The organism is Thioclava atlantica, from assembly GCF_000737065.1.
In the GTDB taxonomy this organism is placed as follows: Bacteria; Pseudomonadota; Alphaproteobacteria; order Rhodobacterales; family Rhodobacteraceae; genus Thioclava; species Thioclava atlantica.
Window position 1 is genome coordinate 196,458 of sequence record NZ_AQRC01000005.1, and the last position, 17,950, is coordinate 214,407.

Below are 17,950 nucleotides of genomic sequence, written 5' to 3' on the forward strand. Positions count from 1 at the left end.
AAACCCGTTGCGCCCGGCAGAGAGGAGATCAGTAGCCCAGGTCCTTTTTGCGGTCATACGCCGCCATGTTGTCGGAGTCCTGGGTGTAGAGCGTGGATTTCGTCTGGATCCACTTCGGCGGCATGGTGCCGTCCTTCCAGTAGGCCTTGAGCGCCTTGAAGGCGGGACCGGCCATGTCGGGGGTGAGTTCCACAGTTGCGTTCGATTCACCATGCGCGATGGCGAGATGCATGTCCGGGACCGAGTCGATCGAGACGATCTTGATATCCTTGCCCGGCTTCAGACCTGCTTCCTTGATCGCCTGGATCGCACCAAGCGCCATGTCGTCGTTATGTGCGTAGAGGGCGCAGATGTCCTTGCCGCCGTCTTCGGCCTTGAGGAAGCTTTCCATGACGATCTTGCCTTGGGCGCGGGTGAAATCGCCGGTCTGACTGCGAATGATCTTCAGGTTCGAGGCGCCGTCGATCGCGTCCGCGAACCCCTTCTTGCGGTCGATGGTGACGGACGCGCCCGTCGTGCCCTGAAGCTCGACGATGTTGCAAGGTTTTCCGTCCACGGCATCCTTGAGCCATTCGCCCGCTACCTTACCCTCATGGACCGTGTCCGAAGTGACGGCGGTCATGTAAAGATCGTCGGGGGCATCGACCTTACGGTCGAGCAGGATGACGGGAATGTCGGCATCCTTCGCCTCTCCGAGAACTTCATCCCAGCCCGTGGCCACTACCGGCGCGAGGAAGATGGCATCCACGCCCTGGGCGATGAAGCCGCGAAGGGCCTTGATCTGGTTTTCCTGCTTCTGCTGCGCATCCGCGAACTTCAGGGTGATGCCCTCCTGCTTCGCATCCTCCTTCGTTACCGCGGTCTCCGCAGCGCGCCAGCCGGATTCCGATCCGATCTGCGAAAAGCCAACCGTTTGCGCATAGCCGGAAACGGGCAGCAATGTCGCGGCAGTCACAAGCAAAGTTTTGAGTAGTTTCATAATTTCCTCCCTTGAGTCGGTCCTCCAACCAACGCCATTAAGTATTACTTTATTATATTTGTAAACAGGGCTCCGTTTTCTCGGGCTGTGAGCGTCGGACTGATTTACATGATAACGCGGTCGCTGAGAGCTTCTTTGACCTGTTGAAGCGTGAGCGGATCAGAAGACGGACCTACCGAACACGCGAATAAGCCGGACAGGATGTGTTCGACTACATCGAGATGTTCAACAATCCAAAGCGCAAACACGCCCGGAACGGAATGCTGTCGTCCGTCGACTTCGAGCGGCGCAGAAACTGAGACACGAAGGCGTCTACGAAATCGGGGCTATTCACGGGCACCTCCGCGATGAAGCGGGACATAACCCAGCTCATGTTGCCATCGACGGCCTCCCCCACGGCTCTGTAAACCGGGTGCGCCAACTTCAAGGGTTATAACCATCATCGCCGAAGCTCGATATCCAGCTGTGCAGGAACGCGTCGCGCTTGATCTTGTCGAGGAAGGTCAGCAGTCCCGGACCCAGACGAATTGGAAGAAAGCTTGGATTTCCAGACAGCGGCAGATCGCCCTGAGCGATGAGACCGCCGCGTTCAGGATGAAGGGGAATGAGCGGTGTTTTCTCTGCGATGATCGCCTGACCGTCGACAGAAAGCAGGAAGGTGACGAATTTCTCGGCCATCTCCGGCTCGGGTGCAGTCTTGGGAACCAGCGCGGTCCGCGACATCACGAGATTGTAATCTTCGAGAAAGTGCACGCCGATATTGTCATTGGCGGCATCTGGGCCGCGTTTCAGCGCGTAGGATCCGATAACGTTGAGCGCCATGGATAACTCTCCCGAAGCGATGCCGTCGAGCATCTCCGAGGTGCAGCAATAGCTGCGTGCTCCGGCCCGCCCGAGCACCTCTGTCAGGCGCTGCGCCTGCACGCTCTGGATGGTATCCTGCGTCGCGAAGAGATAGCCGATGCCTGATCTGCGTAGGTCGTAGCCGCCAATCTTGCCGCGTAGCTTGGCTTCGTTCTTACGTATAAATGCGACGAGGTCTGGATGACTGGTCGGCAAGTCTTTTTCGGAGAGGACCCGTTTGTCGTAGATGATGGCGGCCGGCTCCCATGTGAAGCCGAAGAGCTCCGAGCGCCAACGCGCCCAGCCCGGCGGAAGCAAAGTGTCCGGGATCCACAGCTTTCGGGCCAGCCCGCGGTTCACCAGGTCGACCTGAAGGTCCATGGCCGAGGAGATGACAACGTCGGCCGGCGCGCCCGGTTTGCCATTGAGCACTTCCTGATAGAGATCAACCGTCTGATATTCTCTGTAGATTACATTCCAACCCGGGTTTTGCGCCTCGAATGCGTCGACAAGAGGCTGGATCGCTCCCGGATCGGTTGCCGCATGGATCACGAGATCGCGAGCCGACGACGGAGCCGCCGGAAGCATCATCAGGAAAGAGAGCAGAATGCACGTCAGAAGCCGTGGAAAGGCAATGGTGGCCCTCAAGCCACCGAGGGCCGAATCTCCGAGCTCCAGCCGCGCGCCATGGCCCTCGGCCACCGAGCGCACGATCGCGAGTCCCAGCCCGGATCCTGCGGTCTTACGGTTGATCGATGTAAAACGCTCGATCGCTCGCGCCCGATCGGCTGGCGCAATGCCCGGACCGGCGTCTGACACCGCGAGCCACACGGTTTCCGCATCCGCATCGAGTTCTATCAGAATGGAGTTGTCCGGCCCACCATGACGCACCGCGTTGTCGATGAGGTTACGCAATGCCTCGCGGATGGAGATCGCGTCGCCCCGGATCGGAGCGGAACCAGAGGGCAAGTTGGCCTCCTCGAGAGAAATCACCACGTTGCGCAACCGCCGCTCGCGCAGCAGCTCGGCGAGCGTGTCCCGCACGAGCCTGCGCAGGTCCATGGGCTCGAGATGCGTTTCGTCCGAGCGGTGGATCACCATGGCATTGGCCAGCAACTGGTTGGTCAGCTGCACCGTGCGCTCTGCCTGCCGTTCGGCGCGACCGACCCGGTCCCGCATGCGCTCCGGTTCCTTGGCGTCGGCCGCCAATTCGAGTTGCCCTTGCAACGCCGAAAGCGACGTGCGGGTCTGGTGCGCGACATCCGCTATGAAGCTCTCGGTCAGGGCGCGGCTGCGCCCCAATTGGGCAATGAAGCTGTTGATTGCCCGGAAGAGGTCGGAAATTTCAAGCGGCGGGTCGCCCTCGATTGGCGACAGGTCGCGCGGGGTGCGGGCGTGTAGCGTCTCGGCTATAGCCCGCAGCGGCGCGAGCGCGGTGCGTATCGCAAGCCAGACGAAGGCCAACCCGATCAGGGAAACCCCTCCAAGCCCGGCCATTCCGTATAGAAACAGCGTGTCGCGCTGGGATTTGCGGGCGTTGAGAGTTTGCCCGACCTGGACGAAAACCCACTCTCTGCCGTTGGTCGACGTAATCTGACGGCCCTGGTAGACGAACCGGAACCCCTCGTCGAGTTTCGCGTCGTAGAACACCGGATCGACCGACGGTTTGAGATCCTTGGGCTTGGGCAGTTCCGGTGTGCCGGTCAATTCACCGTAGCTCGGCGAAAAGACCCGGTAGACCACACGGTCATCGGGGGCCAGCGCAAGGATGTCCATCGCGGATTGCGGAAGGTCTACCGTCGGCCCTCTGGAATTGTAGGAGACCCGTTCGAGCACCGAAAGCGCCGCCCCCGCCAACAGCAGATCATAGGTGCGGTTCGACGCGGCCTTCGCGTAGTTCCACAGCAGCAATGAAATCAGCAGGAGCAGCAGCAGAAAGGCCGCGGCCATCCCGGCAAGCAGGCGGCGTTTGAGCGAATGCCCGCGCCGGGCCTCAATCGTCGTCGTTGACATAGGCGATATATCCGAGGCCCCGCGCGGTCTTGATGATCAGCTGCGCGCCTTCCAACTTGCGGCGCAGTCGCGTGACGAGCTGTTCGACCGCATTGAGGCTCGGTGTCTCATCGAAGGTATAGAGCTTGTCGGCCACCTCCTCCTTGGTCAGCATTCGGCCGAGATTGTCGATCATGATCTCCAGCAATTGCACTTCGCGCGCCCGAAGCTCCAGCTGACGACCGTCGACATGGGCCTGCTTGGCGGCGCGGTCAAAGCGAAAGTTCCCTGCACTGAATGTATTGCTCGACGCGCCCGCGCGGCGCCTGGCCAGAACTCGGCAGCGTGCCGACAATTCACGGAAGTCGAAGGGCTTGATCATGTAGTCATCGGCGCCGGCATCGAGTCCGACGACGCGGTCGTCGATTTCGCTCCGGGCGGTCAGCACGATCACGGGCGTCGCGTCCCCGCGCGAGCGCATCGAGCGCAAGACCTCGTAGCCGCTGCGTCCGGGCAGGTTGATGTCGAGCAATACGATGTCGAAGGAAGAGAAGCGCAGAAGATCATTGGCCTCGTCGCCGTTGATTTCGCGATCTACGGAATGGCCCTCGCTCCGCAGACGATCGAGGATCGTCTCGGCAAGCTCGTCATTGTCTTCCACCAAAAGCATTCGCATGGCGCGACAGTAGCGCCTTTGGATCGGGCCCGGAAGCGAGCATCGACGCTACGGCGGTCAAGTCAGCATCCTGTCAGTTTCGCGTCAGCATCGGCACAGGCTTGATGGCGCATAAGCGGGGATGCCCGATGGGCTTTGATATTAGGGAGGATCATATGAACTTTAAGCGTCTTTCGACCGCGCTTGTCTGCGCTCTTGGCTTCGCGGCCCCAGCTTTCGCCCAGAGCGTTATCGACCACCCCGAATGCGTGGCTCCGGCCAACCCGGGCGGCGGCTTCGACCTGACCTGCCGCGTGGCTCAGACCGGCCTTGCTCCGCATGTCTCGAGCCCGGTGCAGGTCAACTTCATGCCCGGCGGCATCGGCGCCGTTGCATTCAACCAGTTCAACACGAACCGGGCCGATGACGGCAGCGCCATCGTCGCCTTCTCCACTGGCTCGCTGCTCAACATCATCACCGGTAAATACGGCGCCTTCGACGAGAATTCCGTGCGCTGGGTCGCGACCGCCGGCGCAGATTTCGGCGCAGTGGTGGTTCGCGCCGACAGCGATTACAAAAACCTGAAGGACGTGATGGACGACCTGAGCAGCGACCCGCAGAGCGTGGTTGTGGGCGCCGGCGGTTCGGTCGGCTCGCAGGATTGGATGAAGGGCGCGTTGCTGATGCGCGAGGCCGGCGGCACGCCGATGCAGATGCGTTACGTGGCCTTCGATGGCGGCGGCGACGCGATCGCGGCACTGCTTGGCGGCTCGATCGAGGTATACACCGGCGACGTAGGCGAAATGGTGCCCTATCTCGAAAGCGGTGACATGCGCATTCTCGCGGTCCTTTCGCCGGAGCGCCTCGACGCCCCCTTCGACCAGATCCCGACCGCGAAGGAGCAGGGCTACAACGTCGAATGGACGATCCTGCGTGGCTTCTATATGGGCGGCAAAACCTCGGACGAGGACTACAAGAAGTGGGTCGATGCCTTCAACGCGGCTTACGGCACAGAAGAATTCGCGAAAATTCAGCACGACAAGGGCCTCTTGCCGCTCAATATGTCCGGCGAAGAGTTGAGCGCGTCAATCGAAGAGCGCATGAAAACGCTGCGCGAGATCGCGACTGAAGCTGGCCTCGTCCAGTAAACATTTGCGGAAAGCGCGCAGGGCCGGGTTCCAAAATGGCCTCGGCCCTGATCACACACCCGCCACATCCCTGAAAATAGGAGGCCTGGAATGGCCAACCGCATCTTTGCGGCGGTGCTTCTGGTTGTGACCCTCGGCTACGCGGTCATCGCCTTCACCGCGATCAAGGCACCTTTCCAATACGACCCGCTCGGCCCGGAAAGCTGGCCGCGCATCCTGTCGGTCGTCGCGATCCTGTGCCTGCTCATTATCTTGTGGAAGCCTGACGAAGAGGCGTTCGACGTGACGCGGCACGTATGGTTTCGCCTGACCGCTGCCGTGGCGCTGCTCTTCGGCTATGCGGAGCTCTACGAGCCTCTCGGTTTCATCCTGTCGACGATCCTCTTCGGCACGATTGTCTCGGCCATGCTCGGCGCAACGAAACTGCGTGCGCTCGGGTTCGGCGTGGTAGCAGGCATCGCGGGCTACCTGCTCTGCGTCACCCTGATGGACCTCAACCTCCCCGAAGGCGAGCTGATCGCGCCGCTCTTCGAAATCAGCCAACAAGGAGAGAGCTGATGGATACGGTTCTATCCGGTCTTGCGACCGGCTTTTCGGTCGCGCTCGACCCGTTCAACCTCATGCTCGTGATGGTTGGCTGCTTTGTCGGCACATTGATCGGCGCGTTGCCCGGTCTCGGGCCGATCAACGGTGTGGCGATCTTGCTGCCCATCGCCTACGGGCTTGGCTTCGCGCCTGAGTCCGCACTGATCTTGCTTGCCGGCATCTACTACGGTGCCGAGTATGGCGGGCGCATCTCGTCCATCCTGCTCAACGTGCCGGGCGACGCGGGCGCAGTCATGACCACCCTCGACGGCAACCCCATGGCGCGCGCGGGTCAAGCCGGCCGAGCGCTGTCTCTCTCGGCTGTTGCCTCCTTCGCGGGCGGCACTTTCGCGGTAATCCTCATGTCGCTCTTTGCCCCAGCGCTTGCGGGCTTCGCGGTGACCTTCGGCCCAGCGGACTACGTGGCATTGATGGTCTTCGCATTCGCTTCGCTGGCTTCGTTGGTCGGCAAGAGCACGGTCAAGACGCTACTGGGCGCGACCATCGGCCTGATGCTCGCGACCATCGGCATCGACGCCAATACCGGCGTGCCGCGCTACACGTTCGGCCTGCCGGACATCCTTGCCGGTATCGACTTCCTGATCGTTGTCGTCGGCCTCTTCGGCATGGCGGAGCTGCTGACGCTGGTCGAGCACCAGGCCCGCGGCACCCTCAAGTCGCTGCCGGTGGACAAGAGCTTCGTTCGGATGGCCGATCTGGCGGCGACGAAATGGACCATCGCCCGCGCCTCGGTGATCGGTTTCTTCATCGGCATCCTCCCCGGCACCGGCGCGTCGGTCGCCTCCGCTGTGGCCTATGGCACGGAGAAGCGGATCAGCGACAAGGATGGGACCTTCGGCACCGGCGACGTGCGCGGCCTCGCGGCCCCCGAGGCGGCGAATAACGCAGCCGCCGGTGGCTCGATGGTGCCGATGCTGACGCTGGGCATTCCTGGCTCGGGCACCACGGCAATCCTGCTGGGAGCGCTCTTGATGTTCAACATCCAGCCGGGCCCGATGATGTTCGCGCAGCGCCCGGAAGTGGCGTGGGGCCTCGTTGCTTCGATGTATGTCGGCAATGTCGCGCTGCTGGTGATTAACCTGCCGCTGGTCGGGCTCTTCGCCAGGATGCTGACGATCCCGCAGCATTACCTTACGCCGCTGATCGCAATCCTCGCGTTCATCGGTATCTACACGATCGTCGGAAATCCGCATGACCTGTTCATGATCACCGGGCTGGGGATATTCGGCTGGTTTCTGCGCAAGCTCGACTTTTCGTTGGCGCCAATCATCCTCGGTTTCGTGCTTGGCGGGCTTTTCGAAGACAATCTGCGGCGCGCCCTGTCGATCTCCGGCGGCGACTGGAGCATCCTGTTGTCGAACTGGAAGAGCCTGCTGCTCTACGGTTTGGCGCTCCTGGTCGTGATCCTGCCGCTCTGGCTGGGGCGCCGCGCCCGCGCTGCGGCAGCGCGCGAAGCCGCAATGCACTAGTGCCCGGAATGCTGTTGCGCAACGACTTGCAAGTGGCGGGGCTCACGGGTCTCGCCGCGCTCGGGGGGGCGGCGCTTGCCGCCCTTCTGGGCATTCCGGCCGGCGCGCTTGTCGGCGCCATGCTGACGGTGGCGATGCTGGCGGCGCTCGGTCAGAACGTCGCTGTGCCGGCCATCGCGCGCGACCTTGCCTTCCTCGTGATCGGCATATCGCTCGGTGCAGGTGTTGACGCCTCGGTGGTGCCGCATCTGCCGGGCTGGTCGGTGAGCCTGCTCGGCCTTTCGATGGCGCTCGTGACGACCATGGCGGCGAGCAGCATGCTATTGCGGAAGGTCTTCGGGATCGACTGGCAGACTGCCGTATTGGCGAGTTCGCCTGGCACAATGTCCAATGCGGTGGCCATCGCCGTGGAAGGGAAAGGTGACGCCTCGGCTGTAATGATGCTGCAATTGATGCGACTGATCATCCTCGTCACGTTAGTGCCCCCGATTGCATCGTTCCTCGGGGCATCGGACCCGTCGTCTTCCGTGACGCGTTCCGCGATGTCGTTGCTGGCGCTGGTGGGCCTCTTGTTCCTCGGCCTGCCGCTCGGGCGCTACGCGGGCCGGAAGGGCGTCTCTGCCGCCTGCCTGTTGACTGGCATCCTGCTAAGCGGCCTCTCACATGGCGCTGGTCTCGTGCATGGCGCGGCTCCGTCGTGGATGATCTTCCTTGGGTTCACTGTCACAGGTGCGGTTCTCGGAACACAGATCAGCAAGGTAGATCTGCGTTTGGCAATGAAGCTCGTCGGAGCCGGCGCGGTCGTTGTCGGCATGGCGCTTGGCATGGCGGTCGCCTTTGCGCTGATCATCCGGGCGCTCACCGGCTTTCCCTTGGGCCAAATCCTAATTGCCTATGCGCCGGGCGGGGTCGAGGCGATGGCCGCAATCGGCCTTGCGCTGGGATATGACCCGGCCTTTGTAGCCGCGCATCACTTCGCCCGGATCCTCATCCTGCTGGTGCTGGTTCCGGTCTTCCTGTCCCGCAGTCGGAGGCGAGACAATTGGGGGCGCGACAACGACGAGAGCGGTGGGCAGGCCTAAGTTGAACTCCTCCAGTTTTCAATCTTCGAGGCGGCTTCGCCACGCAAGCGTCAAAACCGCGGACCATGGCGGGCTTTTGTCGCGTCTGCAGCGATTGGCGACAAACTGCTCCGCCCAAGGAGGCAATCGTGTTACGCTGCCGCAAGTCAAAATGTCCGATCTTTGACCCGCACCGAACACACCACGGAGTTTTGCGTGGCTTGACATCACTGGGAGTTTGATGGGGCGTATTTCTCTAACGATCCCCCTCAGCGACAAGAGGTGCGAGAATGGGAGCCTTCATTATCGGCCAGATGCAAATTCACAGTCGAGACTGGATGGACGAGTATTTCTCGAAGATACCCGACGTCGTAGAGCAGCATAATGGACAGTTTCTGGCGAGAGGCGGCAACCCCGAGAACATGGAAGGTGAGAACGCGCTTCCTGATGCTGCGTTCATCATCGAGTTTCCAGACCGCAGTTGTGCCAAAGGTTTTTGGAACTCTCAGGAATTCCAAGAGCTTGCCACCTTGCGTCGCTCAGGTTCAACGCTCAATGCGATCTTGGTCGATAAATTGGCATAGGATGTCTTGGCAATGACTGCTGTCCTGTCTCCCTTTTTCGGCGATGAAAAGATACAGGCGCTTCAAAAAGCCAGGGATGAGCAGGTGGCCGAGCTCATGGACATGCCTGGCGCGGTGGTCCACGCCCGCACCTTTTCGAGTGATGATCCGGCGCAACTGGGTTGGGACCGGTTACGAAATAGCATGGCCGACGAGGGCATGATCACGCTTCGCGGTGTCGATGCGCAGACGGTTGAGACTGCGCGCGAAGAGCTGAGCAGCTTCGATCCCAAGCTGCATCTCTGGGACCTGTTCATGGCGGACGCAAATACCATCCGCGACGTCTGCGCAAAAATAACAGATAGCGGACTTCCGGAGGACCTGTCGCGTGTGCCCGACGAAGCGTTGACTCCGCAGAAAGCTCGCGATGTCCAGTCATTCTTGGCAGATCAGGGCATTTCTCCCTTCTCGACGGACGCTCTGCTTGGGAAGCTTTTCCCCGCGCGGCTTATCGCTTTGCAGAGTAGCGACGGGCTCAATATCGGGATGCGTGATACGGCGATCGAATGTTGAAGCCAAAGCGCTCCAAGCCGCACCGAGTTCGGAGCGCTTGCTGCCAATCGGTGGATCGAACGCGTCCAGGTCGTAATGTTCGAGTCCATCGTCATGGGCGAGCACCGAAATGTCCCGCGGGACCTGAAGCCCGGCTTCCTTCACTGCGGCGTGGGCCGCTCATTGGCTATGCGAGGTTCGACAAGGCAACGCTTAGCGTCGACGCCGCAACGCTAAGCGGCCTGCTTATGCCCCCCTAGCAAATACGCGGCAACTGCTCGCCTACCAGCATATCGACGATGCGCTGACCGCCGAACGCCGTCGTCATCCGCACCTGTTTGTGCCCCTCGACCGCGCGGCCCACGATCACCGCGCCGGATCCCTCGGGTCTCGCGCGCATCGCGGCCAGCGCCGCCTCTGCCTCGGCCTCAGGCACGAAAACCACCAGCCGCCCCTCATTGGCCAGATACAAAGGATCGAGCCCGAGGATTTCGCACATCCCCACCACCTCGGTGCGCAGCGGCAGCGCGTCCTCGACGATCTCGATGCCGCAGCCCGCGGTTTCCGCAATCTCATTGAGCGCCGAGGCCAACCCACCCCGCGTCAAGTCGCGCGCGGCCTTCGCGCCCGGCGCTGCGGCCAGCACATCCGCCATAAGATGCCCCAAGGCAGCGCAATCGCTCTCGATCGCGCTCGACAACGCCAGATCGCCGCGCGCGGCGAGGATCGTCGCGCCGTGATCGCCCAGCACCCCGTTGACGATCGCCACATCGCCGGGCGCGACCAGCCCTGCGGCCATCTCGACCCCACTGGGGATCACGCCGACGCCTGCCGTGGTGACGAACACCACGTCACAGGCCCCGCGCCCGACCACTTTGGTATCGCCGGTGACGATCTTCACGCCGGCAGCCTCGGCTTCGCGTGCCATCGTCGCCACGATCCGGCGCAACAGCGCGATCTCGGTGCCTTCCTCGATGATGAAGGCCGCCGAGAGCCAGAGCGGCTTCGCGCCGCCCACCGCCAGATCGTTCACCGTCCCGCAAACCGCGATCTTGCCGATATCGCCGCCCGGAAACTCGATGGGCGTGACGACATAGCTATCGGTCGTAAAGGCCAGCCGCGCGCCGGGCTCGGCCAGCGCCTCGGCCTGCAGCCGCGCCTGATCCTCCATGCCGGGCGGCGCGAAGACCGAGGTGAACACCTCCTCGATCAGATCCCGCATCGCCTTGCCGCCGCCGCCATGGGCCAGCGTCACCCGCTCGTCGCGCAGAGCCATTCTACCTACCTTCGCCTTGGTTCAAATATCCCCGGGGGAGCGGCAAAGCCGCAGGGGCGGAGCCCCCTCCTCCCTCAATCACTGTCGCCCTCCGGCGACGGGGGCGGAGCCCCGCCCTACTCCGCCGGCTCGACGGCGCGCGCGCCGCCATATTGCCAATAGGCCGCACAGGCCCCTTCTGAGCTCACCATCAGCGCACCGAGCGGCATTTCCGGCGTGCAGCCGCGCCCGAATTGCGGACAGTCCACCGGCTTCGTCCGCCCCGTCATCACCTGCCCGCAGGCGCAACCCTCGGCCTCTTCGACCTCGCGCCGCCCGGTGGCATAGCCAATGCCGAACTTCTCCTCGGCGTCATAGGCCTCGTATTGCGCACGGATGCGCAGCCCCGACTTGTCGATCTCGCCCAAGCCGCGCCATTCAAACGACGGTCGCGTCTCGTAGACATCGTCAATCGCGGCAAGGCTGACCGGATTGCCATGCTCGGGCACGACGCGGGCATATTGGTTCTCGACCTCGGCGCGGCCTTCGGCAATCTGACGCAGCACCATCAATACCGATTGCAGCAGATCGAGCGGTTCGAACCCGGCCACTGCAAGCGGCTTACCGTAATCCTGCGCGATGAAATCGTAGGGATGGATCCCGATCACCATCGAGACATGACCGGGCCCGATGAAGCCATCGAGGCACATATGCGGATCGTCCAAGAGCGCCTTGATCGGCTCGGGCACTTTGATGTGGTTGCAGAACACGCTGAAATTGCCTAAGCCTTCGCGCGCGGCCTGCTGGATCGCGAGCGCCGTGGAGGGGGTCGTGGTCTCGAACCCCAACCCGAAGAACACCACTTCGCGCTCCGGGTTACGGCGCGCCAGCTCCAGCGCGTCGAGCGGCGAATAGACCATGCGGATATCCGCGCCATCGGCCTTCGCCTGCAGAAGCGATTTCTTCGTGCCCGGCACGCGCATCGCATCGCCGAAAGTGGTGAAGATCACGCCCGGACGCTCGGCGATCTCGATGCATTCATCGACCCGCGCGCGCGGCAGGACGCAGACCGGGCAGCCGGGGCCGTGGATGAACTCGATGCCCTCATGGACCAGCTTGTCGAGCCCGTAGCGGAAGATCGAATGGGTATGCCCGCCGCAGACCTCCATGATGTGGACGGGCTTGTCCTTCGTCGCGCCGATCCGGTCGGCCACCTTGGCGATCTCGGCCAGCAGCACCTTGGCGGCTTTCGGATCGCGGAATTCGGATGCGAATTTCATCTGCCTCACTCCCCTGCCAGCGCGGCATCGCCCGCGGCCATCTGTTCCAGCGCCTCCTGCGCTTCGCCAAGATCGCGCAGCGCTTCCAGCGTCTTTTCGGCCTCGTCCTCGTCGATCAGGCTCATTGCGAAACCGACATGGATCAGCGCCCATTGCCCCACGAGCCCCTCCAGCGCGCCCTCGGCCACGCAGGCCACATTCACTTCGCGGCGCACGCCCGACACTTCGGCCATCGCCATCTGGCGCGTCTCATCGGTGATCGCCACGATCTGGCCCGGAATACCCAAACACATCAGTCACTCTCCTCCTCGGTGGCCACCGACGGGTCGGCGATGCCGTAACGATCCAGTTTCGCCCGCAGGCCCACGCGCGACAGGCCCAGCTCGGCCGCCGCACGGCTCTTGTTCCAGCGGTTGCGGGTAAGCGTCTCGCGCAGGATGCGCATCTCCATCAGCTCGATCCGGTCCTTGAGCGTGCCCTCGGCGGTCATCACGTCCTCGGCGGCGCGATCGGCGCCCTCATCCGATGGATCGGCCTGCAGGATGTGGCGCGAGATCAGCTCTGCGCCCAGCACGTTGTCCTGCGCGAAGATCAGCATCCGCGTGACCTCGTTGGTCAGTTCGCGCAGATTGCCCGGCCAGTCGTAATTCTCCAGAAATTCCAGCGCCGCCGCCTCGAACCCCATCACCGGCTTGCCGTGGCTCGTCGCGACCTCCGAAAGGATCGCCTGCGCCAGCATCGCCACGTCGCCCCGCCGCGCGCGCAGCGGCGGGATCGCGATCTCGCCAAGGCTCAACGCATAGTAAAGATCGGTGCGGAACCGCCCCTCGGCGACGCCTGCGCGCAGGTCGCCCGACGCGCCCGCGATCAGTCGCAGATTGGTCGAGACCGCCTCCTGCCCGCCCACCGGGGTCACGACCCCGTCGCGCAGCATCCGGTGTAGCGCAAGCTGCAATGCCGGGCACGCGCCCTCGATCCCGGCCAGATAGAGCGTGCCGCGATCGGCTTTCTGCGCCAGCCCGATCTTGGCCACGCCACCGGGCAGCACGCCGCGCTTGGCGCCGAACAGCTCGACCATCGCGAGATCTTCCGGCATGCCGGAAATATTCAATTCGTAGAACGGCTTCTCCGAGCGCAGGGAGCCGTAATGCATCGCGCGGGCCATCTGCGTCTTGCCCGTGCCCGGCTCGCCCGTCATGAGCACCGGCACGTCGAAGCTGGCATATTGTCGCGCGAGAGTGACCGCCGCGTTCATCGCGGAATTGGGCGCGCGCAGGATCGTCTCGAACCCCATCCCCCCGCGCAAGGACCGACGCCGCTTCTCGACCCGCGTCTCGGTGGTCGAGTTAAGGAACCGCATCTCCAGCGTCAGCCGCTCGTTCTCGCGCGACAGCTGGAACATCCGCGCGGAATTGCGAGCCACCGCCAGAAGCTGCTCGGGATGCCAGGGTTTGGCGATAAACTGGTGAATGCCCGCATCATTGATCGCGGCCACCATCGAAGCGCTGTCGGTATAGCCGGTGATGACGATGCGCACCGTTTCGGGCCAGCGCTCGCGCACCTCGGTGAGGAAATCGACCCCCGAGCGGCCGGGCATGCGCTGATCGCAGAAGATCACCTGCACCCATTCCTCTTCGAGCACCGCCATCGCCTCTTCAGCCCCCGGCGCGGTGAGAATCTCGAACTCGTCCTCGAGCGCCATTTTCATCGCCTGAAGCGAATGGGGCTCGTCATCGACGAGGAGGATGGCCGGGGTCGAGCCGGTCATGACGCGGCCTTCCGGTCGAGCCCGTGCTTGAGCCAATCGAGCCAAGCCTGCATCCCCTCGCCCGTGCGGGCCGAGACGCGCAGCACCTCGATCTCCGGATTCACGCGCTTGATATTGGCCTCGTAGAGGTCGAGATCGACATCGCAATAGGGGGCCAGATCGGTCTTGTTGAGAATCGCGAGACCGGCGGCGGCGAACATGTCCGGGTATTTCAGCGGCTTGTCCTCGCCCTCGGTGACCGAGAGGATCGCGACCTTCGCATCCTCGCCCAGATCGAAGGCGGCGGGGCAGACGAGGTTACCGACATTCTCGATGAACAGCAGCGACCCTTCGGGCAGCGCGAGCCGGTCCAGCGCGGTTTCCACCATGCGCCCGTCGAGGTGGCAGCCTTTGCCGGTGTTTACCTGAATGGCCTTCGCGCCTGTAGCGCGAATGCGGTCGGCGTCATTCGTCGTCTGCTGGTCGCCCTCGATGACGGCGAGCGGCGCATCGCCCAGCATCTCGATCGTGCGGCACAGAAGCGTGGTCTTGCCCGAACCGGGAGAGGAGACGAGGTTGGTTGCGAAGATACCCTTCTGCGCCAGTCGCGCCCGGTTCTTCCCGGCGAAATCGTTATTTTTCGACAGGATATCGGTCTCGATCTCGATCAGACGTTCCTGGCTCATGCCCGGCACTTCGGTGCCTGCCGCCCCAAGGCCGATATGGATATCGCCGTGGTCGTGGTGGTGGGCGTGATCGTGAGAATGATGACCCTGCGCGGGTGCAGGCGGCGCCGGGGCCGCTTGCGCGAGCACCGCCAGAGGCGCCGCTTTCGGCGCAGCCTGACCGCTCTTTTCCAGATGGGCGCGGAACTGATCTTCCACGCTATGTCCGCTGCATCCGCACACCGTGCACATCAGAGCACCTCCATATCCTTGATCCGCATCTCCTCGCCGCCCTGCGCGAGCAATTTGCCGCCGCCGCAGTTCGGGCAAGGGTCCAGTCGATGTTCGATTTCCACAGTCTCCGCGCAATCATAGCAGAGCGCCTTGCCGGGAATGTCGATAATCTGCAATTCCGCACCTTCCGCGGGCGAGCCGCGCATCACCACGTCGAAGGCGAATTCCAACGCGTGCTTTTCGACGCCTGCGAAGCGTCCGATTTCGAGCCGCAGCGTGGTCACGCGCGAAAAGCTGTTGGCCTTGGCCGCATTCTCGATCACGCCGCGGATGCCTTCGGCGATCGACATCTCATGCATCGGCGACCTCCCGCATCAGAACTGGCACGCAGGGATCGAGTATGTCCACAACCAAGCTTGCCAAAGACGCTTTCTCTGCGGGCAGGGTCTCCAAGCTGCGCTGCAACATCCCACCCGGCACGGTCAGATGGTCGATCGGCGTGATCCGCGTGAGCGCGCTCACACGACCGCCGCTCAGTCTGACCTGCAAGGTATAGGCGCCCCGCGCCGCCGCGACCGAAGCCACGCCCGGCGCGATCCGCCGCGCGGGTGGCGCATCGAAGCACAGCCGATCCAGATCGACCACGCGCCCCAGCGCCCGCCACAGCGGCCCGCGCCCGTAGCGCGCTTCAGCCTGACGCATCAGATCCGCGTCGCGCACCCGTCCAGCGGCGGAATTCTCCTGCGGCACCATCGACAAAGGCTGCGACAGGTCGGGCAGATCGGCCACCGCTTCGCCCGGCGCGAAGCGCTCCGCGATCGCGGCCAGAAGCGGACTGATCCCCGCACCGGAACTCAGCCAGTCCGCCAGCCGCGCGGGCCGCGCACCGCCCCAGATCCAGCGCTGCAGCGCCGCGCCGCCCTTCGACCAATCCGCGGGCAGCGGCATCGGGTCGTGTTCAATCAGCGCGGGCCAGCGCAGGCATAGCTTGGAGAGATGGTCGCGCAAAATCTCGCGCCGCGGGTCGCATCCGGCAGTCTCCAGCCCCGTCGCCAGCCGCACCGCGAGGCCCTGCGCCATGCCGCACAGGTTGAACAGGCGGGGCATCAGTTCCGCGACCTCTTCGGGGGTCTTGCCCAGCATCATCGCCTCAACCGGGCTCGGCACGGGCAGCGCAAGCACCGCCTTCAGCCGAGCGCCGTCGCGCGCGATGGTTATGCCGAGCGTCTGGGTCATTCCGCGTCATCCGCCTCGTCGCGCGGCGCATCCTCGGCCAGACCGGCCGAGATCAGCTTGCGCCGGGTCGGTTGCGCCATCTCCTCGACGCGCGCATCTTCCGCCGCCTGCGCAGCCTCGGCCTCCTCGACCGCGGCAAGTTCGGCCTCGCGACCGGCGCGGATTTCGGATTTGCGATCCGTCTCGGCGCGGTTCTCGTCCTTGAACAGCTCCATCATGATCGCGCGGGCGACATCGGTCGCCTGCATCTGCGTCTGGAAATCGCCCATCGGCGAGAAAAGCGAACACGCCTTGTAGCCGCCGCCCATCTCGCGGACGTTATGGATGAACTCATAGGTGCCGGACGGGAAGTCGATGTTTTCCTTGGCGCCGGGGACCAGCGTCGACCAGTCCTCGTCCTCGCGCGGCAACATGATCAGGTTCATGAACCACGGGCTGACAAGCACGCCGAGTCCGCGCCCCTCGTGCGAGACGAAGCCCACCGGCTCGACCGAGAGCGCCTTGTTCACCAAGGGCACGTCGCGCATTTTCGAATGCCAGACCTCACGGAAATCGGCCGTGAGCTTGGCCACCTGTTCCTCGATCCGGCGCGCCTCCAGCATCGCGGGCGCGCCCGGATCGGTCTGCACCATGAACTGCTCTTTCGGTGCGTCGCAATTGGGGCAATGCCAGTCCTCGGGCAGCATTGAGAACGGCGTGCCGGGCAGGACCTGACGGAAATCGTCGCCCTCCGCCGGATCGTAAGGCGTCCAGCAGATCTTGCATTCCATGATCGCCTGATCGGAAATCCGGTCATTGGCGCCCATGTAGCTTCCCTCGAACCCCGCGACGCTCATCGGATCGCCTCCAGCACTTCGACGATCCGCTCGGCGGAGTCGACGAGATCCTCTTTCGCGGCGATCGCCACCTCGGGCATCGTGGTCACTTCGAACGTGTCGAGGATCAGCGTGTCCATCGAGTTAAAGAACTGCACCCGCCAGACATGGGGCAGCCCGGTCGCGGTGACGCGGCAATTGCCGTAGCCACGCGACAGTATCGTCACCGCGCCTTCGCCCGTCGCCGCATCCAGCCAGACGAGGTCTTCCTCGGTATGGGGCAGCAGGGTCAGGTTCACCACATGCGGCTCGCCACCCATGAAACTGCCCGATTTATCCTCCAGTTCGGCCATCAGCGCCGGCGCATTCACAACGCCCGGACCGCGCGGATGGGTCTTGCCTTCGGCCTTGCGGAACGGCTCGAAGGCGCGGCTCAGCGCCGCCGAGGGGACCGGACCGACCTCGATCTTGTCGACGCCCGACCCTGCGATCATCCAGACGCCCGCGAAGACCGACTCCTGCACGGCGAGCGCCGGGATACCGCGGATCTTCATCGCGACCTCGCCCTGCCCCATCGTCTCTGCGATGAGCGCGCGGTTCTCCGCGTCGAGATGGCTCAGATCGAAGCTCGCCATGCCGCCTTGCGCCGCCGCCCCGCAGGCCTTCGCCACATCGGCCAGCGTCTTGAGCGCTGGCGTCACGCTGGAAGGGTCGTCGATGTCAGGCATATGCGCCGAATAGGTGCGCATACCCGAAGGGAGCTGCATGTATTCGAGTTGCGCATCCTCGTCTTCGGGTTGCGAGCCGGGACCGAAGCCCATGGGCGGAAGGTGGAAATTGGAAACCATCG

The 17,950-nt window shown here is 63.5% G+C and carries 18 protein-coding genes and 1 pseudogene; 7 read left to right on the forward strand and 12 right to left on the reverse strand.

Annotated elements, in window-relative coordinates:
- Positions 1 to 28: 28 nt before the first annotated feature.
- Positions 29 to 979 (reverse strand): galactofuranose ABC transporter, galactofuranose-binding protein YtfQ, encoded by a 951-nt coding sequence (ytfQ, locus tag DW2_RS08485; protein ID WP_038145366.1) that lies wholly within the window; start codon positions 977 to 979, stop codon positions 29 to 31.
- A 92-nt stretch (positions 980 to 1,071) separates the two neighbouring features.
- Between ytfQ and DW2_RS19355 the strand changes: the two are divergent.
- A pseudogene (locus DW2_RS19355) lies at positions 1,072 to 1,278 on the forward strand (IS3 family transposase); the annotation flags it as partial.
- Positions 1,279 to 1,402: 124 nt separating this feature from the next.
- Here the strand turns inward: DW2_RS19355 and DW2_RS08495 are convergent.
- Together DW2_RS08495 and DW2_RS08500 are read right to left on the reverse strand one after the other, a co-directional pair.
- Complete coding sequence (locus DW2_RS08495) at positions 1,403 to 3,835, reverse strand: sensor histidine kinase (RefSeq protein ID WP_051855693.1); 2,433 nt, start codon at positions 3,833 to 3,835, stop codon at positions 1,403 to 1,405.
- Positions 3,816 to 4,490: a response regulator transcription factor gene (locus DW2_RS08500; protein ID WP_038145369.1), complete on the reverse strand. Its 675-nt coding sequence runs from the start codon at positions 4,488 to 4,490 to the stop codon at positions 3,816 to 3,818. The genes DW2_RS08495 and DW2_RS08500 overlap by 20 nt, the downstream gene beginning before the upstream one ends.
- A gap of 128 nt (positions 4,491 to 4,618) precedes the next feature.
- Here DW2_RS08500 and DW2_RS08505 point away from each other — a divergent pair, with 128 nt between their 5' ends.
- The 6 genes from DW2_RS08505 to DW2_RS08530 all read left to right on the forward strand — a co-directional run bounded on the left by DW2_RS08505 (position 4,619) and on the right by DW2_RS08530 (position 9,889).
- Positions 4,619 to 5,617 (forward strand): Bug family tripartite tricarboxylate transporter substrate binding protein, encoded by a 999-nt coding sequence (locus DW2_RS08505; RefSeq protein WP_238321294.1) that lies wholly within the window; start codon positions 4,619 to 4,621, stop codon positions 5,615 to 5,617.
- Positions 5,618 to 5,707: 90 nt separating this feature from the next.
- Positions 5,708 to 6,175 carry a tripartite tricarboxylate transporter TctB family protein gene (locus DW2_RS08510; RefSeq protein WP_038145371.1) on the forward strand — a complete coding sequence of 156 codons (468 nt, stop codon included), beginning with the start codon at positions 5,708 to 5,710 and terminating at the stop codon, positions 6,173 to 6,175.
- Positions 6,175 to 7,692: a tripartite tricarboxylate transporter permease gene (locus tag DW2_RS08515; RefSeq protein WP_038145372.1), complete on the forward strand. Its 1,518-nt coding sequence runs from the start codon at positions 6,175 to 6,177 to the stop codon at positions 7,690 to 7,692. The genes DW2_RS08510 and DW2_RS08515 overlap by 1 nt, the downstream gene beginning before the upstream one ends.
- Positions 7,693 to 7,700: 8 nt before the next feature.
- Positions 7,701 to 8,774 (forward strand): AbrB family transcriptional regulator, encoded by a 1,074-nt coding sequence (locus DW2_RS08520; RefSeq protein ID WP_051855696.1) that lies wholly within the window; start codon positions 7,701 to 7,703, stop codon positions 8,772 to 8,774.
- A 269-nt stretch (positions 8,775 to 9,043) separates the two neighbouring features.
- Entirely contained in the window at positions 9,044 to 9,337 is a 294-nt protein-coding gene (locus DW2_RS08525) for a DUF1330 domain-containing protein (protein WP_038145373.1), read from the forward strand.
- Between the two features lie 12 nt (positions 9,338 to 9,349).
- Positions 9,350 to 9,889 (forward strand): hypothetical protein, encoded by a 540-nt coding sequence (locus DW2_RS08530; RefSeq protein ID WP_202900103.1) that lies wholly within the window; start codon positions 9,350 to 9,352, stop codon positions 9,887 to 9,889.
- A gap of 235 nt (positions 9,890 to 10,124) precedes the next feature.
- Here DW2_RS08530 and hypE read toward each other — a convergent pair whose 3' ends face one another.
- The 9 genes from hypE to DW2_RS08575 form a co-directional block, all read right to left on the reverse strand.
- Positions 10,125 to 11,144, reverse strand: a complete 1,020-nt coding sequence (gene hypE, locus DW2_RS08535) for a hydrogenase expression/formation protein HypE (protein WP_038145374.1) — start codon at positions 11,142 to 11,144, stop codon at positions 10,125 to 10,127.
- A gap of 116 nt (positions 11,145 to 11,260) precedes the next feature.
- On the reverse strand, positions 11,261 to 12,403 hold the full coding sequence (hypD, locus tag DW2_RS08540) for a hydrogenase formation protein HypD (RefSeq protein WP_038145376.1): 1,143 nt from the start codon (positions 12,401 to 12,403) through the stop codon (positions 11,261 to 11,263).
- A gap of 5 nt (positions 12,404 to 12,408) precedes the next feature.
- Entirely contained in the window at positions 12,409 to 12,696 is a 288-nt protein-coding gene (gene hypC / locus DW2_RS08545; RefSeq protein ID WP_038145377.1) for a HypC/HybG/HupF family hydrogenase formation chaperone, read from the reverse strand.
- On the reverse strand, positions 12,696 to 14,171 hold the full coding sequence (locus tag DW2_RS08550) for a sigma-54-dependent transcriptional regulator (RefSeq protein ID WP_038145378.1): 1,476 nt from the start codon (positions 14,169 to 14,171) through the stop codon (positions 12,696 to 12,698). Before DW2_RS08550 ends, hypC begins: the two co-directional genes overlap by 1 nt.
- Positions 14,168 to 15,067: a hydrogenase nickel incorporation protein HypB gene (gene hypB, locus DW2_RS08555; protein ID WP_038145380.1), complete on the reverse strand. Its 900-nt coding sequence runs from the start codon at positions 15,065 to 15,067 to the stop codon at positions 14,168 to 14,170. The genes DW2_RS08550 and hypB overlap by 4 nt, the downstream gene beginning before the upstream one ends.
- Positions 15,067 to 15,408 carry a hydrogenase maturation nickel metallochaperone HypA gene (hypA, locus tag DW2_RS08560; RefSeq protein ID WP_038145381.1) on the reverse strand — a complete coding sequence of 114 codons (342 nt, stop codon included), beginning with the start codon at positions 15,406 to 15,408 and terminating at the stop codon, positions 15,067 to 15,069. The genes hypB and hypA overlap by 1 nt, the downstream gene beginning before the upstream one ends.
- On the reverse strand, positions 15,401 to 16,285 hold the full coding sequence (locus DW2_RS08565) for a hypothetical protein (RefSeq protein ID WP_038145382.1): 885 nt from the start codon (positions 16,283 to 16,285) through the stop codon (positions 15,401 to 15,403). Before DW2_RS08565 ends, hypA begins: the two co-directional genes overlap by 8 nt.
- Positions 16,282 to 17,121, reverse strand: a complete 840-nt coding sequence (locus DW2_RS08570; RefSeq protein ID WP_038145384.1) for a [NiFe]-hydrogenase assembly chaperone HybE — start codon at positions 17,119 to 17,121, stop codon at positions 16,282 to 16,284. The genes DW2_RS08565 and DW2_RS08570 overlap by 4 nt, the downstream gene beginning before the upstream one ends.
- Positions 17,118 to 17,948, reverse strand: a complete 831-nt coding sequence (locus tag DW2_RS08575) for a hydrogenase expression/formation protein (protein WP_038145385.1) — start codon at positions 17,946 to 17,948, stop codon at positions 17,118 to 17,120. Before DW2_RS08575 ends, DW2_RS08570 begins: the two co-directional genes overlap by 4 nt.
- Between the last annotated feature and the right edge of the window lie 2 nt (positions 17,949 to 17,950).

Bases quoted from the DNA above. Each gene is read 5' to 3' on its own strand.
- ytfQ (WP_038145366.1), bottom strand. From the start codon at position 979: ATGAAACTACTCAAAACTTTGCTTGTGACTGCCGCGACATTGCTGCCC.
- DW2_RS08495 (WP_051855693.1), bottom strand. From the start codon at position 3,835: ATGTCAACGACGACGATTGAGGCCCGGCGCGGGCATTCGCTCAAACGC.
- DW2_RS08500 (WP_038145369.1), bottom strand. From the start codon at position 4,490: ATGCGAATGCTTTTGGTGGAAGACAATGACGAGCTTGCCGAGACGATC.
- DW2_RS08505 (WP_238321294.1), top strand. From the start codon at position 4,619: ATGGGCTTTGATATTAGGGAGGATCATATGAACTTTAAGCGTCTTTCG.
- DW2_RS08510 (WP_038145371.1), top strand. From the start codon at position 5,708: ATGGCCAACCGCATCTTTGCGGCGGTGCTTCTGGTTGTGACCCTCGGC.
- DW2_RS08515 (WP_038145372.1), top strand. From the start codon at position 6,175: ATGGATACGGTTCTATCCGGTCTTGCGACCGGCTTTTCGGTCGCGCTC.
- DW2_RS08520 (WP_051855696.1), top strand. From the start codon at position 7,701: ATGCTGTTGCGCAACGACTTGCAAGTGGCGGGGCTCACGGGTCTCGCC.
- DW2_RS08525 (WP_038145373.1), top strand. From the start codon at position 9,044: ATGGGAGCCTTCATTATCGGCCAGATGCAAATTCACAGTCGAGACTGG.
- DW2_RS08530 (WP_202900103.1), top strand. From the start codon at position 9,350: ATGACTGCTGTCCTGTCTCCCTTTTTCGGCGATGAAAAGATACAGGCG.
- hypE (WP_038145374.1), bottom strand. From the start codon at position 11,144: ATGGCTCTGCGCGACGAGCGGGTGACGCTGGCCCATGGCGGCGGCGGC.
- hypD (WP_038145376.1), bottom strand. From the start codon at position 12,403: ATGAAATTCGCATCCGAATTCCGCGATCCGAAAGCCGCCAAGGTGCTG.
- hypC (WP_038145377.1), bottom strand. From the start codon at position 12,696: ATGTGTTTGGGTATTCCGGGCCAGATCGTGGCGATCACCGATGAGACG.
- DW2_RS08550 (WP_038145378.1), bottom strand. From the start codon at position 14,171: ATGACCGGCTCGACCCCGGCCATCCTCCTCGTCGATGACGAGCCCCAT.
- hypB (WP_038145380.1), bottom strand. From the start codon at position 15,067: ATGTGCACGGTGTGCGGATGCAGCGGACATAGCGTGGAAGATCAGTTC.
- hypA (WP_038145381.1), bottom strand. From the start codon at position 15,408: ATGCATGAGATGTCGATCGCCGAAGGCATCCGCGGCGTGATCGAGAAT.
- DW2_RS08565 (WP_038145382.1), bottom strand. From the start codon at position 16,285: ATGACCCAGACGCTCGGCATAACCATCGCGCGCGACGGCGCTCGGCTG.
- DW2_RS08570 (WP_038145384.1), bottom strand. From the start codon at position 17,121: ATGAGCGTCGCGGGGTTCGAGGGAAGCTACATGGGCGCCAATGACCGG.
- DW2_RS08575 (WP_038145385.1), bottom strand. From the start codon at position 17,948: ATGGTTTCCAATTTCCACCTTCCGCCCATGGGCTTCGGTCCCGGCTCG.